Annotated in this window: 10 protein-coding genes; 3 read left to right on the forward strand and 7 right to left on the reverse strand. The window is 52.7% G+C overall.

Features of this window, described 5'->3' with window-relative positions; all coding sequences use genetic code 11:
* Positions 1-60: 60 nt before the first annotated feature.
* From SH527x_RS06660 to SH527x_RS06680, 5 genes are all read right to left on the reverse strand, one after another.
* Entirely contained in the window at positions 61-1,017 is a 957-nt protein-coding gene (locus SH527x_RS06660; protein WP_437193871.1) for a hypothetical protein, read from the reverse strand.
* 398 nt (positions 1,018-1,415) lie between these two features.
* Positions 1,416-2,171 (reverse strand): 3-keto-disaccharide hydrolase, encoded by a 756-nt coding sequence (locus SH527x_RS06665; RefSeq protein WP_437193872.1) that lies wholly within the window; start codon positions 2,169-2,171, stop codon positions 1,416-1,418.
* A 208-nt stretch (positions 2,172-2,379) separates the two neighbouring features.
* On the reverse strand, positions 2,380-5,439 hold the full coding sequence (locus SH527x_RS06670; protein ID WP_437193873.1) for a DUF255 domain-containing protein: 3,060 nt from the start codon (positions 5,437-5,439) through the stop codon (positions 2,380-2,382).
* Between the two features lie 56 nt (positions 5,440-5,495).
* Positions 5,496-5,624: a hypothetical protein gene (locus tag SH527x_RS06675; RefSeq protein ID WP_437193874.1), complete on the reverse strand. Its 129-nt coding sequence runs from the start codon at positions 5,622-5,624 to the stop codon at positions 5,496-5,498.
* Positions 5,625-5,855: 231 nt separating this feature from the next.
* Entirely contained in the window at positions 5,856-7,076 is a 1,221-nt protein-coding gene (locus tag SH527x_RS06680) for an argininosuccinate synthase (RefSeq protein WP_437193875.1), read from the reverse strand.
* 327 nt (positions 7,077-7,403) lie between these two features.
* Between SH527x_RS06680 and SH527x_RS06685 the strand changes: the two genes are divergently transcribed.
* The 3 genes from SH527x_RS06685 (at position 7,404) to SH527x_RS06695 (ending at position 12,136) form a co-directional block, all read left to right on the forward strand.
* Positions 7,404-8,423, forward strand: coding sequence for a sugar phosphate isomerase/epimerase family protein (locus tag SH527x_RS06685; RefSeq protein WP_437193876.1), 1,020 nt, complete (start codon positions 7,404-7,406; stop codon positions 8,421-8,423).
* 581 nt (positions 8,424-9,004) lie between these two features.
* The gene (dnaK, locus tag SH527x_RS06690; RefSeq protein WP_437193877.1) at positions 9,005-10,897 is read left to right on the forward strand and encodes a molecular chaperone DnaK; all 1,893 of its coding nucleotides are present in this window, start codon (positions 9,005-9,007) and stop codon (positions 10,895-10,897) included.
* Positions 10,898-11,202: 305 nt separating this feature from the next.
* Positions 11,203-12,136, forward strand: a protein-coding gene (locus SH527x_RS06695) for an IS630 family transposase (RefSeq protein ID WP_437193878.1) whose coding sequence is annotated in 2 segments (ribosomal slippage) — positions 11,203-11,541 and positions 11,543-12,136 — 933 coding nt in all. Because the reading frame shifts where the segments join, the coding sequence is not laid out codon by codon here.
* Between the two features lie 13 nt (positions 12,137-12,149).
* Here SH527x_RS06695 and SH527x_RS06700 read toward each other — a convergent pair.
* Together SH527x_RS06700 and SH527x_RS06705 are read right to left on the reverse strand one after the other, a co-directional pair.
* Positions 12,150-12,728, reverse strand: coding sequence for a hypothetical protein (locus SH527x_RS06700; protein WP_437193879.1), 579 nt, complete (start codon positions 12,726-12,728; stop codon positions 12,150-12,152).
* A gap of 500 nt (positions 12,729-13,228) precedes the next feature.
* Positions 13,229-14,581 carry an enolase C-terminal domain-like protein gene (locus SH527x_RS06705; protein ID WP_437193880.1) on the reverse strand — a complete coding sequence of 451 codons (1,353 nt, stop codon included), beginning with the start codon at positions 14,579-14,581 and terminating at the stop codon, positions 13,229-13,231.
* Positions 14,582-14,776 lie beyond the last annotated feature (195 nt).

Raw genomic sequence — 14,776 nt, forward strand, 5'->3', positions numbered from 1 at the left:
GCATGACTGGCTGAGAAATAGCAGTCAAGGAGGACAAGATCAGCAACGTACAGAACGTTTCTATAACGTGCTATCTGACCGACCAGTTGTTTCGCGGACCGGCTTGACTTGTCGAGTGTCCAGCACCCGAATCAGAATCAAACGTTCGATTCCCCGGGAGAGATCCGCGCGGAAGAAACGTGATGCAAGGGAATCCGGAGCGTTCGGCTCCATTCCCAGAATGATCACTTCACCGACATTCAAGTCTGCAGAAAGACGATGTTGATACAACGGAATCGACTGCTGCTGTTCGCGAAACTGCCAGTCTTCATTTGTGGCAATCGCACGCAGAGCATTCGCTCCGTGTCGAATCTCAGGAAACAAGGAAACGTTCACCCAACCTTCTTCAACATACTTCGCAGAGAGTCTGAGTAAACAATGCGAATCGTTCAGTTCGAGCTGCTTTGTCCCCTCATTATGTTTCAGCGACACCGGAGTTCCGTTCGGTGGACTGGAAATCATCAGCAATGTTTCCTGTCCTGACGGGACGGTATAGCGACGAGGGATCACACGGCGTGTCGGGTCCTGATCATTCGATAACGCGAAGAGTGATTGCAGCGAGCGCGGCGGACGTGATGGGGACATCGCATAACGAAATCCGTCATCGGTTAAACGCTTGCGACTCTCGCTCGCCAACGAAGAGATCGGAAAGAGCGAACTCCACAAACTGTCACCAATCAGCGGATCACCGATATGGCGATCCACAAAGAAGACCTCGATATCGATGACGTCACGAGGTTCAACGATCGGCTTCAATGGCGACTTGGACACCGTCATGTCCGTCGAGTCCGGGATCATCAACTGGCAACCACCATTGCCAATTGCCAATAACAGGCAACCAGCAATCGCCAGGCTGATCCAAACTCGATGGGCAGTGAACATGTTTGAAATTGCAGTCGCTATCGCTGTTCCAATTTCTGCTTCTGACTCGCAGAAACGGGATGAACCAGAGGTCTGACCATCTGTCCACTTCAGCATTCGAATGAATCGAACGCCTGATTACCCAGAATGAGCAGCTCCCTTTGAGACCGGGGCAGCTTATATTCAAGGTCTGAAATTTTGGTCAACGACCTCTGATCAATTGGCAAGCATTCGTCTGAGATACGGCAGTCAATGCCGCAAAGCACTCTCAGCGAAAACGCGACCGGCACAAAAGGCCGACATTACGGCCAAGGCCATTCAAGCGAAGTCGCAAGCTTTGTTTAAAAACGCAGCAGCCTGTGTAGAAAGGGGCTGCGCAACACTCCTCAGAGCAATTTCAGAAATGAATCGCGATCTGACAATCGGGCATCAGCAATTACTCCTGTTAAGAAGACTGCTGCGCGACCACTTGGTAGACCGCCCCGACCAGGAACGGACGACGGCTGCGGCGATCGTTACTTCTCAATCAGGCTTGCAGCAGGCTCGACTTCGGGAGTCGCCGGAACTGGTTCTTCTTCGATCAGCTCACGAATGATGAAGTTTCGAAAGTGAACTTCAGCCCCTTCGCTCTGCAACCCGACTGCCCCGGAACTCGGTTGGCTCCCGGCCACTTCACCAACCTTTTGGCCGTTGATGGAGACCGAGATTGTGCCGGCTTTGCATACGACCTGACAACGATTCCAGTGGTTAACAGGCTTGGCGAACTGCGGCACCTTGCGAATCTCGTTTGAGAGATGCATTCCAGTGCTGGCGAAGGTACTTCCGGCCTCTGGCTGATAAAGTTGAACTTGCACCGAGGCTGGCCAGATCTGAGGTTCGCCGTTGATGAAAAGCAGAATCCCGCTGTTCCCGTTCTTATCAACCGGATACCGCCACTCCACTTCCAGTTCGAAGTCCTTGTAAGTCTTCACCGTCTGCAGATAACCATGTGGCTCTCCAGAGCAGATCAGCAGTGGCTTCCCGGTCTCCTGATCCGTAGCGATCCGCCAGGTATCCGAAATTTTCGAGTTCTGACGTCCAGAGAAATACGTCCATGTTTTGCCGGGGAAAGGACTTTCCGCAGACAAGAGATCGACGGACGCGAATCGGGATTGTCCCCGAGCTTCGGCACTCGCAAATTCTGGGAACGACAATTCGAAGAACAATACAATTCCAAGCAGGACTCGGAACGTTGTGAAGTGCAGACGACCAGATTGTTCGTTCAAAATCATTGAAGGGCGCCGCATGTGCGTGGAAAGGTATCGATAGTACTACTCACGGTGCCGAATAAAGGTTTATGGTAATCCGCAGAATCAGTGTACGCAAATATATTGGCGAATTCGAAAAGGTCGGACAGAAATTTGCGGGAGTGGTGGATTCATTGCTGCCAAAATGCATCACCAGCAGACTCACCCCGGCTGCACCGACATGGACGGACAACTATTGTTCAGGCGCGGATTCCTCGCTTCTTTGTTTGGTTTCCGGGGAGTTGATTCGCCTCAAAATCTCTTCAATTTCAGGAACATTTGCCCGAGTTACTGGCGTTCCTTTTCGGGCAACATTCATTTTTGCAGTCAGGTGAATCTCCTGCGGCGGAAGGCGTTCCTGTCCACGACACGGTTGGTAATCAATCCGGAGAGTCAGAACCTGTTCCCCCTGAATTTCTTCAGGCACGGAAATCCAGCCAATGATCGCGGTTTGCCCGGCAATCCCCAACAGTGAACGCAATCCGTCGGTTTGTGGAACGTCAATCGGGTGAGGAAATCGCATATCTCCAATGGTGACACCAACTGGTGAAACAACTGTCACTTGAAGCGGGGTCAGCCCGACAGTCTGCTCTTGTGCGGCAAGAATCGTCCAGCCGTCAACAACATTCAGATCGATCACGACTGCACAGCGATGCCCTGCTGGCAACTCCTGCATCGTCACGAACGCCTGCGCCGTCAAATTCGGGTTCTGCATGACTTCGACCGGAGACGGAATCAGCACTCCCGGCTTCACGATAGGCGCAACAGGCTCGTCAATTGTCGATCGAATCGAGTTCGATTTCATCTGTGTTGATCGAGTTGCAGATTCAGACACTACTTCAGATTTGACATCCGAACTGATCCCTTTCATCCCTTCGGACTTCTTGTCAGACATTGCCTCCGCATTCGTCATCGGCACTGATTCTGGCGCGGATTCAGGCTTCGTCTTCAGGTCCGATGGCATCGCACGTGGGGTACCTGAATTCTGCAGCGTTGCGTCAGGAAGTTCCTTTGCTTTCGGAGTCGAGGGGAGTTCAGATTTCCCGCTCGGTTTCACGGCATCAACACTCGGGACATTCTGGCCAGGCGGCACAGAGCGACCGGGGGAACGTCCGGGAGAGCCATCCTTTGATTGACCGGCGTCAGGGGACATTCCAGAGGATTTCGGTGTGCCCGGAAGTTCTCGTGGTGTCGAAAGTCCCCCAGTGAAGAGCCCTTCCCCAGCTGCTCCCGTTGGTTCCAGACGACCAAACCAATGCAGGTGATCCTGTAACGCCAGTGCCATCGTCGCAGACCGTGATGGAGTCTGCTCCAGCGATCCACCAAACGCGGCCAGCGTCATTGCTGCATGGCTTCGATACGATTCACCAAATCGGGTGCGACTGAGGCGAACAAGATTCTGTGCAGAGACTCCATTACCGGACGGAAGCGCCCCATCCGTCGCAAGCTTCACCCGAGTCATGGGGACCGATTGCCCGTGCGGAGTCAGAAAGAACCCATGCTGTTGCTGGTCCCAGAATGCCCCGATCTGTTCGTCGGTCAGACGTCGCGCAGCATTCAGCCACTTCTCCTCCCCCGTCACATCGTATAACGTCAGCAGACTACTGACGAAACATGCATAGTCATCAAGAATCGCAGGTGGAGCAACTGGCTGATTATGAGCGGTTCTCAGCAGCCGGCCGGAAGTATCACGATGCAGCGTCAAGATGCGCAGAGCCGCTCGTTCTGCCGCGACCATGTAATCTCGACGCTTCAACACACTTCCTGCTGCAGCCAGTACACGAATCGCGAGACCATTCGAGCAGGTTAATATCAGTTGACTTCGCTCTGGCGGTTGACGCTGCTGGCGATTGTCAAACAACTTTTTTTGAATCTCGGCAAGGCGCACTTCCAGCTCTTTGACTGGCAGTGCGAGCTGACCGGCAATCTCTTCAATCCTGCCGGTCCTCGCCAGAACATACCCTGCCGGAAACGTGTGAGGATCGTTCAACCCGTACATCGTCAGGCAAATACGCATCTCGCTGGGACGCAGCAACTGTTCGAGTTCCTCGCGCGTCCAGACATAATATCTTCCTTCCCCTCCACTGCTGTCGGCTCCGAGAGAGGAATAGAACCCGCCGTCGGTTGCGGTCAGATCCCGGAGAATAAAATCCAAGGTCTGCTCTGCTGTTCGCCGGTACGATTCCCGGCCAGTGCGGCGATAGGCATCAAAGTAGACCTCGGCAAGCAGCGCATTGTCTGTCAGAAGTTTCTGAAATCGAGGGACAGTCCAATCTGCATTCGATGCCCCATGATGAAATCCGCCGCCAATCGCATCATAGATGCCGCTGTCTCCCAGCTTTCGCAAGACCTGATCAACAAGAGACACTGGATTCAGTGTCGCCTCAACAGGCTTTGCGGACTGTGACTGAAGCAGTTGCAGACAGAATGGGTCCACACGATAGCGCAAGTCGGAAGCAATCTCCGGTGAGTCAGATGTTCCTTCCGACAAGCCCGCCATCAAACTGACATTTGCAGTGACGGACTGCACAACAACATCGACCAGTTGTTGATCGACGGATGCAGTGGACTTCCCTGGCTGGAACTTCCTGGTAACTTGCTTCCCGATCATGCCTGCCGTACTGCGAGCATCGATCTCGCGAGTCGTCCATGCCTGATGAACATGTCGCAACACCGACGCGAACCCCGGCTGACCGGGCTGGTCATGCAGTGGTGAGTACGTCCCTGCTGCAAATGGTTCCTGCTCGGGAGTGAGAAACAGGACAGCCGGCCATTGGAGTTGCGTTGAAGTCTTGGCCAGACGCAGATACTCCTGTTTGGCAATCTGATAAACAGTTGCCAGCTCTGGATGGAGCTCTTGATCAAGGTAAATGCAGGTAAAATTGCGGTTAAGTTCGTCAGCAATCTCGGGCAGCGAGAGCACCTCCCGCTGCATCGCCTGACTCCAGTGATCCGCCTGATCAGCAATGAATAGAAAGATCGGCTGCTTCTTTTCAACCGCAGCTTGAAACGTTTCACTGCTCCACAACTGCCACTTCACCAGTGCTGTTGGCGAAGAGGTGACAGTTCCGGTTCCGGCTGGAGAAAACTGTTTGGCACGTTCTTGTGCATTGTTTGCTGATGTCGGTTGGGCCCATCCTGACTGAACAGATCCAAGCAACCATGCTCCGACAAGAAATGCCACACACCCCTTCTGAAAGATGAAGGGAGTCAGCGCCGCGACTGGCGACTGAATTCTGTTGTAGTCCGGCATGGCAGTTCCATCTGCACATCAAGCCGAGCGTCAAACACTGGCAGGATGTCATCACCCTAATCGAGCAAATCGACTTCAATCCCGTTGACGGCGTGTGATACTAGATTGGCCGCCAATCCATTGAATTCGGCGTCTTTCAATCCGTCATCGATCGTGCGGCGTTGGCCGTAAAGGACCGAAGTCATTTCCGAACGAGTTTACCTGCCCTGACTGCGTGAAATCCAGTGTTTTCCATGCATTCCATGACTCCTGCGTTCAGATAAATGCTCGTAGAGAGCAATTGCTGAACTGCATCCACAAAAAAGGCAGGTGGGCAATTCGTGTTACCGAATCACCTACCTGCCTGAAGTCTCACTCTGCGTCACCTCTGCACTACAACGTCTCAATTCGAATTGGAATGGACGTTGCCTGCTTTATTAGTACTGACGTGGGCGAACGCGGCCCTGAACTCGAAGCGGAACGCCAAGAATTCGCAGGAAGCCAGTTGCGTCTGTCTGGTTGTACTCTTCTCCGCCTGCTTCCATTGAAGCGATCGCTTCGTCATACAGGCTCTGTGGAGAAGTCCGGCTGACAACGCGGGCGTTCCCTTTGTACAGGCCGATCGTTACTTCGCCTGTCACTGGCTTCTGCAGTTCATTGATGAATGCCATGAGAGCATCCATCTTCGCACAGTACCAGAAGCCGTAGTAAACCATCTCGGCAACTTCAGGGCTCAATCGATCCCGAAGATGGACGGCATCCCGATCGAGTGTCAGTTGTTCCAATGCGAGATGAGCCGTGTACAGAACGGTCATTCCCGGAGACTCATAAACCCCGCGAGACTTCATCCCGACGAAGCGGTTTTCAACGATGTCGATGCGCCCCACACCGTTCTTGCCGGCGATCTCGTTCAGCTTCAAAACGATCTTGTCAGCGGCAAGTTTCTCACCGTTCACAGAGACTGGCACACCGGACTCGAACCCGACAGTGACGTTCGTTTCGACGTCTGGCGCGTCTTTAGGAGAGACAGTCATCCCGAAATCGATATTCGGAATTCCGTCGACGGCCGGATCTTCCAAGACGCCTGCTTCATAGCTGATGTGCAGGCAGTTTTCGTCTGAAGAATATGGCTTCTTGGCAGTCGCTTTGACCGGAATATTCTTCTGCTCGCAGTAAGCAATCATCTCCGTACGACCAGGGAACTGCTGACGGAAGGATTCCATACGCCATGGAGCGATGATCTTCACGTTCGGATCGAGTGCTTCAGCCGCCAACTGGAAGCGACACTGATCGTTCCCTTTGCCGGTTGCTCCGTGAACGAATGCCTCAGCCCCGACTTCTCGTGCCCGCTGCAAACATGCTTTCGCGATCAGAGGGCGAGCGATTGATGTTCCGAGAAGATAAATGGTCTCGTACTTCGCCTGCCATTGCAGAACTGGAAACGCAAAATCACGGCACAGTTCTTCGGTGACGTCGACAGCGATCGACGACTTGGCTCCGATATCAAGGGCCTTCTTGAGAATCGCTGGACGATCTTCGCAGGGTTGTCCAAGGTCCACATACAAGCAGTGGACGTCGTACCCCTGGTCCATCAACCAGCCTACCAGAACCGAGGTATCCAACCCCCCGCTGTACGCGAGAACCACTGATTTCGCCATGAGAGCCTCAAAAAAGTTGCTGAACGCAATAAATCACATCGGGTAAGCCAGAAAAACAGGCGGATCAGTCGACTCGGAACTTCCAGACTGGTTCGCTTGCTCCCTGTGCATCGATTTACACGATTCCCGGTCGACATTCAAATGCGGCGTGATTTCAGGGCAAATTCTCTCACAAATTCACAAATACAAAAACCGACATTGATACAACAGCTGATGTCACGGAATATCACCGGTGTTCTCAGGTTCACACTGTTGCATCACGCTAGCCGACATCCCACAATCGGGCTGAATTTTTAGTTCTGGACCCTGTCGGAGTTGAGTTGCCTTATGTCGCAGAATCCTACGATTCAATTGAGTGCGTTTGCTGACGAAGCCGCGAACCGAAAAACCGCTGTTGAGCAGTTGTCCGTTCTGTCTGCTCTGGGGTTGAAATACTACAGCCCACGGTTCATTGATGTCACCGGTTCAGGAACTGTAAAGCACGTCGTCGAATTGTCGGACGCAGAACTCGCCCAACTGGCCGAGTTGCATAAAGAATACGGAATGTCCGTCACCAGCATCGGGTCTCGCATTGGCAAGATCAAGCTGCTGAATCAGGAAGACGGTTCACATAACAAATACATTCCAATCGACGAATACATGCAGGGTGAAGTGGCCGCGACAATTCGCGCCGCAAAAGCACTCGGGGCCAAGCTGATCCGCGGATTCTCCTTCTACCAGCCCAAAGGCGAAGCTCCGGATAGCTATGTCGATCAGGCCGTTCCGCTGATTGCCAAAATTGCAGATGAATTCGGCAAGCACGGCATCATTTATGGTCTGGAAGTCGAAGCCAATCTGATTGGTCAGAACGGACGAATGTTGGGAGAACTTGCTCGCAAGATTAACCGCGACAATCTCGTGGTAATCTTCGACGGTGGAAACCTTTCCTGCCAGAACATGAACCCGGTCCAGTGCTACGCTGAATACGAAGAAATGCGGCCGTACATCGGCTGGATTCACGTGAAGGACTACTCGATCGTTCCTGGCCTGACCTGGAGCGGTTACGTCGATGAAGAACGCCTGAAGAACTTCGTTCCAGCAAACGTCGGTGATTCCGGGCACGAATTGATCTTCCGCGACTTCCGCAATTATGTCCCGGAAGTGAATGCCAGAATGCAGAAGTTCGGCCTGCCAGGCACCTTCCTGGAGCTCGAACCGCACCTCAAAGGGGGCGGACAGTTCGGTGGATTCAGTGGGCCAGACGGAATGGGCGTTGCCGTCCGTTCACTTTGCTCACTGCTTGACTATGTCGGTATCAATTACGACCTGCGAACGATGGCCGACATCAAGGAAGCCCGAGGCTTCTAGACCGTATTTGGTCGATCAGTGGCCGCACCGCAGCCAACGAACGTGAATGAAGAACTGCGAGCCTGTACTCCCGATGTGTGTACAGGCTCGCTTTCATTCCCAAGGTACTAGTACCGGTCAGATAGATCTGTCATTCCATCGCCTCTGCAAAAACGGCAGCAGCCAGATTGTCTGCCACCTGTCTGCACGATGCCATCCTGACAGCCACCCTAACACGGCCGCCAGACGTAAATCAATAAACAGAAACCACTTCCAAATATTTTCTATTGATTCAAAAACCGGCACGCGGCTTGCAAGTATCAGTTTGCAATCGTAGTCATGGAACGCTCGCTGCCGGAAATGACTGTGCTGATTTGAAATCACAGATCGTCTGCGTTCGTTGCCACAAATCATCGCCTCCCTTCCAGTAGATGAATTCCTGAAGGGGTGCCTTAAAAAGTGGTTCGCAATTCGAACCGGGCGATTTACCATCGGAAATAACAGTTACCTGTCACGCGGGAGTCAGTCTTTCGCCAATCGAGGATGCCGCAGTGCGGACACTCGATCGAGCAAACTGCTCAAGATCGATTCGGGAGTAAACAATGGCCGTCTCAGAAAAAATTATCGGAATCGACCTTGGAACCACGAACTCCGTGGTTTCGGTCATGGAAGGTGGCGAAGCGAAAGTGGTCGCCAACCAGGAAGGCGCTCGGACGACCCCCAGCGTTGTTGCTTTCACAAGCAAAGGTGACGTCCTCGTCGGTGAGCCAGCCAAACGACAGGCAGCAACCAACCCGACCAATACAATTTACTCTGCCAAGCGATTCATGGGACGTCGCCACAGCGAAGTCGAATCGGAAGAGAAAATCGTTCCGTACAAAGTGGTCGGCAGTGCCAACGAGTACGTGAAGATCGACGCCAACGGCAAGCAATACACTCCACCTGAAATCTCAGCTCAGGTGCTGATGAAGCTGAAGGACGCCGCTGAAAGCTATCTCGGCCACCGCGTCAACAAGGCTGTGATCACCGTTCCTGCGTACTTCAACGACGCACAACGTCAGGCAACAAAAGACGCCGGTCAAATCGCCGGACTCGAAGTCGCTCGAATCATTAACGAGCCAACTGCCGCCGCTCTGGCCTACGGGCTCGAAAAGAAGAAGGACGAAAAGATCGTCGTCTTCGATCTCGGGGGCGGAACGTTTGACGTTTCTGTTCTTGAAGTGGAAGAAGGCTCTGTTGAGGTGCTTTCAACCAACGGGGACACGCACCTCGGTGGTGACGACTTCGACGATGTTTTGATCAACTTCGTCGCCGAAGAGTTCAAAAAGCAGGAAAGCATTGACCTGCGAAAAGAGCCAATGGCTCTGCAGCGTCTGCGTGAAGCTTGCGAAAAAGCAAAGAAGGAACTCTCTTCTCTGCAGAGCACCGAGATCAACCTGCCGTTCATTTTCGAAGCCAAGCACCTTCAGCTGACGATCAGCCGTTCACAGTTTGAACGCATGATCGACCCACTTGTTGAGCGCTGCCGCAAGCCAGTTGAACAGGCATTGAAAGATGCCAAACTGACTCCAAAAGATATCGACGAAGTCGTACTCGTTGGGGGATCAACACGAGTTCCAATCGTTGCGGAACTTGTGAAGAAGTTGTTCAACGGCAAAGAACCTCACAAGGGAGTCAACCCGGACGAAGTTGTTTCGATCGGGGCTGCGATTCAAGGGGCGATCATCGCCGGTGACGTGACAGACGTCGTCCTGCTCGACGTGACGCCACTCTCTCTCGGGATCGAAACCGAAGGGGGTGTGATGACCGCATTGATCGAACGTAACACCACGATCCCTGTAACCAAGGCCGAAACGTTCTCGACTGCCGCTGACAATCAGACAGCAGTGACCGTTCGCGTCTTCCAGGGGGAACGCCCAATGGCAACCGACAACCGGTTGCTGGATCAGTTCAACCTCGAAGGGCTTCCACCAGCACCTCGTGGAGTTCCGCAAATCGAAGTGAAGTTCGATATCGACGTGAACGGGATCCTGAGCGTTTCTGCCAAAGACAAATCGACCGGTAAGGAACATCGAGTCACCATCCAGCAGTCCAGTGGTCTGTCGGACGACGAAATCGAAAAGATGCGAAAAGACGCCGAGTCTCACGCTGACGAAGACCGTAAGCGAAAAGAACTGGCTGAAGTTCGTAATCGTGCCTCGAACTTCGTCTATCAGACCGAGAAGACGATGAAAGAGCACGCCGACAAGCTGGACGAAGGTTCCAAGTCTGCTCTCGAATCAGCAATGGAGAAAGTTCGCGAAGCTGAGAAGGGTGATGACCCTGCAGCAATTAAATCGGCACTCGAAAACCTCGAGCACGCGACACATGCTCTCAGCAAGCACATTTACGAAGCCGCAAGCAAGGACGGACAAGCCGGACAGGAAGCAACTGGCGGGACATCCAATCCAAGTGACGACGACGTGATCGATGCTGAATTCGAAAAGAAGTCATAAGGAAAGCGCTCGAGCATGATTCATTAGCAATGATGTTCGAGCAATCCTGAGACAAGACCACGAAGGGCCTGACGTACAGCACGTCAGGCCCTTTTCGCTTCCAGCCTGAATCCAGTCCACTTCCAACAGAAAAGACCTCACTCCCAATGGCGATTCGCCAGAGAATGAGGTCTCGAATTTCAGATCCGTTTTTCTACCTGCTTCGCGGCCGCATCATAGACTAAACCGGTTTAGAGCATTTTGCAAATTGATCTCCACATGATGTGTCGAATTTGGGAGAGTGTGTCGCGTCATGGAGGACCATTATGTCGAATGCACTCTCCGTCGATTTGCGGCGTCGGATACTGGAAGCGATTGACCAGGGTGTCAGTCAGTCTCAGGTGGCTCGCACGTATCGGGTCGACCGGAAAACAGTTTGGAGCCTAATTCACCATCGTCAGAAAACCGGATCTCTCGAACCGATCCGTGCTGGAGTGGGGCGAAAATCCAAAGTCGCCCATCGTCAAGCGGACATCAGGCAGGCCATTGCAGACAATTCCAGCCTGACGTTGCAGTCCCTGATTGATCAGTTAGGGTTGGCCATCTCTGTTTCAGCATTGAGTCGCACCTTGCGTCGTTGGGGAATCCGGCTCAAAAAAAGTTCTGCACGCCTCAGAACAGCAACGTCCTGACGTGAAAGAGAAGCGTCGCTGGTGGGGGATTCTGGTTCGCCCCAAGCCCCAGCAGAGGCTCATCTTTCTCGATGAAACCGGGGCCAACACGAAGATGGCCCGACTTTACGGTTGGGGGAACAAGTCGGAACGTGTCCGCAGTCAGGTGCCACATGGGCACTGGAAAACGATCACATTCATTGCCGCACTCCGCTGCACCGGCGTGACGGCCCCCATGGTGCTGGATGGCCCCATGAATCGGGAATCATTTCTGGCGTACATCCAGCAGTGGCTGGTTCCGACATTGAATCGCAAAGAGATTGTGGTGCTGGACAATCTCCCTTGTCACAAACAGCCAGAAGTCATTCAAGCCATTGAAGCGGTCGGGGCCAGCGTCTTTTATCTGCCGCCTTATTCACCGGATTTCAATCCGATTGAGAAAGCGTTCTCGAAGCTGAAAGCACTCCTCCGCAAATTCGCCGAACGGACCATTGAGAACCTCTGGAAGCGAATCGGAGCCCTCATCGAAACCTTCACTCCCAATGAATGCCGAAACTATTTCCTGAGTTGCGGATACAGGGGAAGTTAAAATGCAAATTGCTCTAGTACGAGTATGGCTCTTCTTTGGTCTCATCTGCACCGAATGACTTGCGGAGGTCAGTCACTGTTGCACCGACCGATTTTTCAGGACCGGTCAGCTTCAGGAAGTAATTTCCTTTTTCAGTCTGCAGCATGACTGCGATCATTCGATAGCCATCAACTGGCTTGGTCTTCTGCATAATTGGTGGGCCATCTGGCTTATTGTAGGTTCCAGTCAAATCGACCAGAACATACTTGCCCTGTGGAGATGTCCCCTGAGTCATCTTCACGCTTCGGCCATCACCTTTGAACTGATCAACCCAGCGCTTCACGTTTTCTGCAACGGACCCACCCATTGGTGGAAAGACCACGAGTTCAGCTGGTTCCAGTTCGCCTTCCACAGGAGCGATGGCGTACTGAGCCAGACGCATCCGACTCGCGACCTGTTGCTGTTTCCAGGTCTTTGGCACATTGAGCTTCAAATCCTGAGCCTGCAACACAACTGTTGCTGGTTCTTCGGCACTGCAAACAGCAAGCGGCGTCGCCATTGTCATTGCTGCCATGACGACAGCCAGTTTCCAGTTGAGCACTGAAAGCTTCATGCAGATATTCCTTGTCATTGAATGTGGAATAACCACGGTTGAGACCATTATTGATGCGGACAGCGCTGCCCGAGTCACTTCCGTAGTGCGTAAACACGAAACCGTTCGATCTGACACGTTAACTTGCTGCAACCGTTCAAACAGACGCAGGTCAGCTTCCGCTCGTCGAAAGCAACCTCATCTACTTTTGGACGGCGCACACAGAGCAACAGATCAACAGATCAAGCCGGGATCGCCGAATACGCATTCCCATTATTGTCTGGAAATACATGCAGGAATGCAATTCGATAACAGTCGCAATTCATGTAAGTCCAAGTATCACTTCAGCAGGTGACACTATCGCAAGTGCAACCTCGAGGAATGGCAGCCATACAAATGAAAGAGGGGAAGGTGCAAAATCACCTTCCCCTGCAGGTTCAATCAGATTGTCGAAACAGTTGTTCTATCAGGACAGTCGATGCGGCAGGTTTGAAATCGCGCCCATGCATCGACCGAACGATTTAGTATCCCATTCCGAGGCCGGTCAGAATTCCGGTTTTGACAGTTCCGTCTTTGATGTCAAACATCTCTGGGATCTCACGCGCCCAGAGTTTGTTCGCTGATGGGCAGAACTGTCTGGCGTTTCCTTCGATCGCAGTCACACCTGGAATTCGAGCAGCAAGACTGCACGAATGCAGGAATGATCGGCCCGGACAGGTCAGGTCCTGGACACACAGGAACATCCCGAGCTTCTGAGCAGCTGCTGCTGCAAACAGTGCCTCAGTATGTCCTTTACATGCCTTGAGTGCGACGCCGCTATAACCCTGCTCACGAGCCAGCAGCAGCGATTCGTAGTCCAGCAGCGATTCATCAATCACAACTGGCTTCAATTCGGCCGCCCGATGCATCTTGTTCTCTGGATGCGCCTTCAAATCGCGATTCGTTGGCTGTTCCAGATACTGGACACGGTCATAAGCCTGAGGATTGGTCTCCTGAATTCTCTTCAGGAACTCAAGCACATACTCAACGTTCGCACACTTCTCATTGAAGTCGAGAGAGTAGAACCATGCCTGACAGCCTCGCTTCGCCTGCGCTTCTGCAGTCACGCGATCGACTGAGAGCACGCGATTGATATCCCAATCGAGATCGTCGCCGTTCAGCTTGATCTTCAGATGGGTCAATCCATCCGCTGCAATCCACTCACCCAGAGTGACAGGCTGCCCATCATTCGGGGAGTTCTTCACATCTTCCGGAGTCAATGCATCCAATGCACCAACCAGATGGTAAAGCGGCAGTTTTTCCTTTGGCTTCCGAGACGTGTACTGATCGAGGTACTCGCCTTTGAACTGGTCGTCCAGATAGTACGCCAGATCGTGGGTCATAAATTCCTTGGACAGAGTGTCGTAAGAATTTAACCCGAGCGCTTTTCCGAACCCATCGTGCAGAGCCGCATCTAAAGGGCTGGCTGCAACGAGTTGAGCCAACGGAGGAACCGGTTCCGGAAGGCGGTGGTCGCGAGCAACCACCTTGCCAAGGTGGTAATACTCAGCGGAAATGAGGTACACCAGATCAACAGGGTGAGCGAACTCATCCAGACTGTCGGTCAGAGTCAGAACTCGTTCCGCAAAGTCACACATCGCTTTTTCAGCTTGCTCGGGAGTGACTTCGCTGGATGGCCATGCCCAGACTGGGCCAACCGGCATACTTCCAAGCCCAGTTGCATGGCGGCGGTCTCTCGTTTCAAGAGTGACCTCCACATTCATGATTTTGTGCTTGTCCATCACTCGGCCGCCAAATTTCAGCGGAACCCGAAAGGGAAATTCTTCGAATGTGATGATTGCGTCTTTAACCCGGACGTCGGTCGGCCTGTTCATAGTTCCAGTTGTAATGGGTGTTCAAAGTGTGGAAGGAAAGACACAGATCGATTTCGACTACGATCACGCAATGATCTGCAAAAGAAATCACGTCATACCGGAATCATTGCATACTCGAAAGCATGCCTCTGATTCACGGGCAATTATCAACAGAGTTGGATTCCAACTCGGCTAAATCAGTTATCGAATTTTGAA

The sequence above is a fragment of the Planctomicrobium limosum genome (assembly GCF_051465645.1).
Lineage (GTDB): Bacteria > Planctomycetota > Planctomycetia > Planctomycetales > Planctomycetaceae > Planctomicrobium.

What these genes read in the sequence shown, in the direction of transcription:
- SH527x_RS06660 (WP_437193871.1), bottom strand. Translation starts at nt 1,017, where the DNA reads ATGCTGAAGTGGACAGATGGTCAGACCTCTGGTTCATCCCGTTTCTGC.
- SH527x_RS06665 (WP_437193872.1), bottom strand. Translation starts at nt 2,171, where the DNA reads ATGATTTTGAACGAACAATCTGGTCGTCTGCACTTCACAACGTTCCGA.
- SH527x_RS06670 (WP_437193873.1), bottom strand. Translation starts at nt 5,439, where the DNA reads ATGCCGGACTACAACAGAATTCAGTCGCCAGTCGCGGCGCTGACTCCC.
- SH527x_RS06675 (WP_437193874.1), bottom strand. Translation starts at nt 5,624, where the DNA reads ATGACTTCGGTCCTTTACGGCCAACGCCGCACGATCGATGACGGATTG.
- SH527x_RS06680 (WP_437193875.1), bottom strand. Translation starts at nt 7,076, where the DNA reads ATGGCGAAATCAGTGGTTCTCGCGTACAGCGGGGGGTTGGATACCTCG.
- SH527x_RS06685 (WP_437193876.1), top strand. Translation starts at nt 7,404, where the DNA reads ATGTCGCAGAATCCTACGATTCAATTGAGTGCGTTTGCTGACGAAGCC.
- dnaK (WP_437193877.1), top strand. Translation starts at nt 9,005, where the DNA reads ATGGCCGTCTCAGAAAAAATTATCGGAATCGACCTTGGAACCACGAAC.
- SH527x_RS06700 (WP_437193879.1), bottom strand. Translation starts at nt 12,728, where the DNA reads ATGAAGCTTTCAGTGCTCAACTGGAAACTGGCTGTCGTCATGGCAGCA.
- SH527x_RS06705 (WP_437193880.1), bottom strand. Translation starts at nt 14,581, where the DNA reads ATGAACAGGCCGACCGACGTCCGGGTTAAAGACGCAATCATCACATTC.